Here is a 5,175-nt window from a genome sequence, read left to right as displayed (position 1 = left end):
CGGCGAATATCGCTGGCCTAAATCCTTAGCGTAGGATTTCGCCCCCTCCCGCAAACGACCCCATAAACGAGGAACATTGGGGGTACACATGGGGTAATCTTGAGGTATACCCTTCCCACCTGCTCCCGTTTTGAAGCCTTTGCAATGTTGGTTTTTGGGATGTGTCGGAGGGATGGGTTAGGTGCTGCCTCTGTAACCTGCTGCCTCTGGGGTCAATCCTGCGTTTAATCGTTCGTTTATGAGCCTATATTCATCGGGAGAATGAGGCATCCGGCCTGTATTTTTTTTATCTTCATTACCCGTGGGGCAAGACTTGCACTGTGATCGAGACCAAGGGAAAGCAAGCATTTCTGTGAGGGCTTTCATGATGAACCGATACCCGTTGCAGCCGTTCACCCAACGGCTACCCCTACGGATACGGTTATGAGAGCGGCGCAGGATGCCAAGCTGCTCGGCCTGCTGGATAGCGTAGGCTACTGACCGGCGGGAGCACTTGGCGGCTCTGGCAAGGCTCTCATAGGACGCTGGCCGGATAGAGTTGGCGATGATGAGAAGCACGTCCTTCATGGTGCGTGTAATCTGGCCAGCGCGAAATGTATTGAGGATTACAGAGCGTAAAACGGGAAACGAAGAATGGGACACAGGCCAAACCTTTCAAAAAAGGCGAGGCGTTCCTCTTTCCTGCTATCTAAGACTTGAATCCGTAAACGGGAAGCCTTAGAATATAGCTTCGGACGTGTTGAGTGTTCCACCACTCTGCACATCAAGTCCACCTCGCCGGGTGAGCAGCGAGTTTTGAAGCCCTCGGAGTTTCCGCTCCGGGGGTTTCGTATTTCTAGAGAAACAATGCATTGCATAATATGAGTCTGCAAGGGGCCTTGCGCTTTTTATGCAATGAGTCTCGCGATTACTGGCTCAGCTTCTGCGTCAAAGGGAAACGCTAGGTATTCTTGCGATCCCGGTTTTGTCTCAATCACGCAATCATAAGTCTCATCAAGGGTCACGCATATTGGGACTGGCACGGTCATAGTCTTTTGGAAGCCATATTCATCTGATACCGGCAACCACACATCTGCGAATCCGTTCGTAGGCCAGCCAATAAAACGGCTCATGATCGAACTGACCTTCTCTCTTGCCGCGCTCTCTTTCGGTGAATAGTTCTCGTTGTTATGATTGGGTTCTGGTTCTGGCGGGACAAATTCAGCCGCCAGATTTATCTGAACATGGTTAGTTTCCACCGTTTCGGAGGGTGCCACATTGCCCCTTTTTCCTAAGATATAAGTAGCCATGTGGCACTCAGATAGAGAGTGAATCAGCTCCAGACGTTCATTATTCACAATTTTGCTACGGCCAGAAATTCCGCATCGTCCATATCGTGGACCTGCATCCAGAACGATCCCCATCATCTTAAAAATTTCGGTAATCTCACTCATTGGATAGCTCGGTCGTGGAAAGTCCGAGATATGACCGTTTTTATCTTCTCGCTTTCTAGATTGTCTTTTGCTGGTCAGTTCTACAATCCGCCCCCATTTCCCCGGAACGCAACCAAACGCAGCAAGCGCGAAACGTCGAGCCATAACGCGGTCAATAATTATCTCAGCGGTTTGTCGTGTAATGGTGCCGGTGATGTCGATGCCTTCAAACACATAGGCGTAAAGTTCGCGTCTAATCTTGCTGTTATCGTTCAGAGCGCGGTCGTGATTAGTTTCTTTGTAAGTGATTCCGTTCGCATCCATAAAAAGCTGCAATCGGTGCAATCCCCGGCCTTCGTCATAAAAATCCACGATTTCAGGCGTTAAGGTCTCCACACCAAAGCCTGCGCGAATATCGAAAGCGGTAAGCGCGTGATGATCGGAAGGAGTTTTTTCATCAGCACGGCGTAATTCGTTGGCTTCATCTTCCGTCAAATCTGGCGCAGAAAGAATAGAGGCTTTTGCTTCTTCGTCTAATCTGTTGGCGGTCTCAGTTACCTGATCGGATAAATCAGATGACACGATGCACGGAACACGCTCCAGAGAAAACAGCATATCTTCCAGCATCCAGATCATTGCTGAAGCAAAATCCGCCTTCTGGTTAGTATCACGCTGCTCGATTTGCCTTTTAAACGACTGACGGCCTTCTACAGATTGCCCCGTCATCTGTTCAATCTCATAGACCTGACGATCTTCGGACGCATCAGAGATTGTCTGAGCGCCGTTATTTGGAGCGATACCGATGGACCATTCCCGAATATAACGAACGCGGCGTAGCATCTGGGTGCATATCTTGGGCTGTAATTTCGTGCCGCTACCAAGAAAAAAACCGCGTGTAAAATGATTTCCGTGTTTCTCTCCAGTAATACTCATTCCGCTTGTAATAGTAGGAGAATGAATAATTACATCGTATTGAAGGCATTTTTCTTCTGTGTTATCCAGAAACGCTTTCACATTTTTCGTTTCGCACGTCATTTTATTTATGATTAGAACGCGGTGGCCGTCCTGCTGTAAAATTTCCCCGATAGTCTGAGATGATCGCCTTCCTTCGCAAGAAACCCAACATTTCCCGCCATTGTGTAATTCTTTAAGGATTTCATGAATAATCCATGCGCGGGCTTTCGATCCATAAGTATGACGCGCTCTGAATCCTTGATTTTGATCGGCTACATCGTAAATGCGGACCGGCAATCCCGGCTTCATGATGCTGGTTACAAATTCAATATCGAAGTCTGACAGAAACGCATCTGCAAAAATGCCTGCATCCATCGTGCGGCATATACTGGTCAGCTTTTCAAAATCATCAGCATTGCAAACACCGCTTGCAGCTAGAAGGGCTAAGCTTTGGCTCCATTCATCAAATATGAAAGAAGAAGCACCCCCGATCTGCTCTTGCAATCCGTGTTTATCGAGCGAAGGAAGGCAAACTGACATCGCCGGAGAGGCGTATCCCTGTCCGCTGACATCGCTGTAAAGATCAATACCAAACTTTGCAGCCTGCTCGTGACAGAGCGCTTTGCTAGGCGTTGACGCGATTGTGTAACGGCGGTTCATGCTTTCGTTAATGAATGGGGCGGCAATGTGCTTTGATTTACCAGATCCCATAGGCGAACGAATAAAAGTTATTCCGTTTTGCCATGATGGGTCATAGGCTGGCAGTTTGTCACACTTTACTACATTTTCGTTATTAATATGCCAGACGCTACTAATGAGTTTTCGCCGTTCACTTACTAATTTACTAAGGAAGGAACGCACTAACGCTAAATCATCTAGGGATAGATCAAACGTATTAGTAATTTCTGACATCACTTCTTCATGTGATCGCTGACCTGGTACTGTCCACGACAAACGCGAGACCAGAGAATAAGCCTTATCAAGCGCCGACTTATCATCTAAATCTTGTGGATTCCCGTTTTCCTTTGTGTTATAATTCATCTTGCTTTTCTTTCTCAGTTACCCCCCGCCGGTTCGCCAAAACTGACGGGGGTTTTTTATTGTTGACGACAGGCCCCTAATCTGATAGATAGGGAAATATAAATTAGGAAACTCCATACTGTTGCAGGATGGAGTTATCTCTATTTTCACCATAACACACAGCCTTGTCAAAAAGGCGTTTGAGTTGGCATAATACTAATATTTTTTTATTAAAAATTGGCAATTCATCCATAAACGGCAGTTTACCGCCATTTTCAGATCAAGAAAAAAAACTCTTATCTGGCTATTTTCTGTGATTTTCCCTTACGCCGGTTGCTGCGAATCGGGTTTTTACGCTTTCAGACATCGATAGACATGGGCACGGGCAATCTGTAGCCGGTTGCTGATTTCGATTGCAGATAGTCCAGACTGACGCATGGCCTTGATTTCTTCTCTATTGATCTGACGAGGTCGGCCCTTGTAAACGCCTTTTACCTTTGCGTTTGCGATACCCTCCGCTTGACGTTCTTTTCTGAGGTTCGTTTCAAACTCACTGAAAACACCTAGCATATCAAGAAAGCACTTACCGGCGGCTGTAGTGGTATCAACGGGTTGTTCAGTACATTGTAATTCTACTCCCTTTTTGTTGAGCACCTGCACGATTGTCTGCAAGTCAGAAATAGAACGCGCTAAACGATCTACCCGCGTTACAACCAGCACGTCACCTGAGCGCATAAACTCCAAAAGCGTTTGCAGTTCTGTTCTTCCTGCTAACTTCGTTCCTGACTTCTGTTCAGTGCGGATTACATCACAACCTGCCGCCTCTAATACTGCCACCTGTGCTTCCGGGTTCTGATCGGTGGTACTTGTTCTGGCATAGCCGTAACGCATGGCAATATGTCTCCTTTGGGTTTAGACTCTACCCTTATGCTATGTCTCTGAATTAAAAGCAACCTAAAAGAGACATAAAGAGCGGCAGTTTCCCTAGGGTGAGCGTCTCATGAAAACTGTATATTTTGACTATACCGAAAAGAGACGTTGCCACCACGTTCGGGGTGGACGTTCCTCCCGTACGTTTACCTGAACATCTGATACTTGTTCACCCTCTACGTTCACCCTGTCCGTAGGGTTTTCTCGTTCAATCAATAACGATTCCGCTACCGCTAACCGCGCTCTCAGATCGGCATTGTCATCACGTAACCTGGACAGTTCTTCCTTGTCATGCGCCGCTTCCTCTGCCCGTTTATCCAGTTCTCTCTGTAGGGTGGTGACAGCTAGGCATAGGGTGTTCATCAGTTCAGCGTTCACCCCGTCCGTGGGAGGACTGTTCTGGGTAGTCGGTTCTGGCTGTTTAGGGAGTCGTTCGCCCTGCACGTTCGGGGTGGTTAGTGCGTCCACTGGCACACTCACACGAATGATTCCATGATTGTCCGTGATTTTTAGCCACTTACCACGGCGGACACGGGCGCGGGCCGCATCCAGAGACAAGCCAAGTCGGTCAGCTAACTGACGATAGGTCAGGTCTTCTGTTTTCTCGGCCATGTGTCGCTTTCACTGGTCAATGTTGAGCAATCATACCCCGTCGAGCCTTGGCGAGTAAGTAGATAAGTGGTGTTAGCTAACATCACCTGTCCTGCCCGGATCCTGTAGTATCATAGTCGGGTACTATGAGGGGAACAACTAGGGGAAATCTTGGGTAACATGCCTGTAGAAACTTGGGGCATAAAGGGGTCGTTTGCGGGAGGGGGCGAAATCCTACGCTAAGGATTTAGGCCAGCGATATTCGCCG

General features: G+C 47.8%; 3 protein-coding genes. All 3 read right to left on the bottom strand.

Annotation, left to right across the window (positions count from 1 at the left end; genetic code table 11):
• Positions 1–887 precede the first annotated feature (887 nt).
• Positions 888–3,407, bottom strand: coding sequence for a hypothetical protein (locus HK11_RS09185; RefSeq protein ID WP_086555060.1), 2,520 nt, complete (start codon positions 3,405–3,407; stop codon positions 888–890).
• Positions 3,408–3,737: 330 nt separating this feature from the next.
• On the bottom strand, positions 3,738–4,277 hold the full coding sequence (locus HK11_RS09180) for a recombinase family protein (protein ID WP_086555059.1): 540 nt from the start codon (positions 4,275–4,277) through the stop codon (positions 3,738–3,740).
• Positions 4,278–4,406: 129 nt separating this feature from the next.
• The gene (locus tag HK11_RS12585) at positions 4,407–4,928 is read right to left on the bottom strand and encodes a hypothetical protein (RefSeq protein ID WP_233133408.1); all 522 of its coding nucleotides are present in this window, start codon (positions 4,926–4,928) and stop codon (positions 4,407–4,409) included.
• Between the last annotated feature and the right edge of the window lie 247 nt (positions 4,929–5,175).

It is taken from the genome of Acetobacter sp. DmW_043, from assembly GCF_002153485.1.
GTDB lineage: Bacteria > Pseudomonadota > Alphaproteobacteria > Acetobacterales > Acetobacteraceae > Acetobacter > Acetobacter thailandicus.
This window is presented reverse-complemented; position numbering and strand designations above follow the sequence as displayed.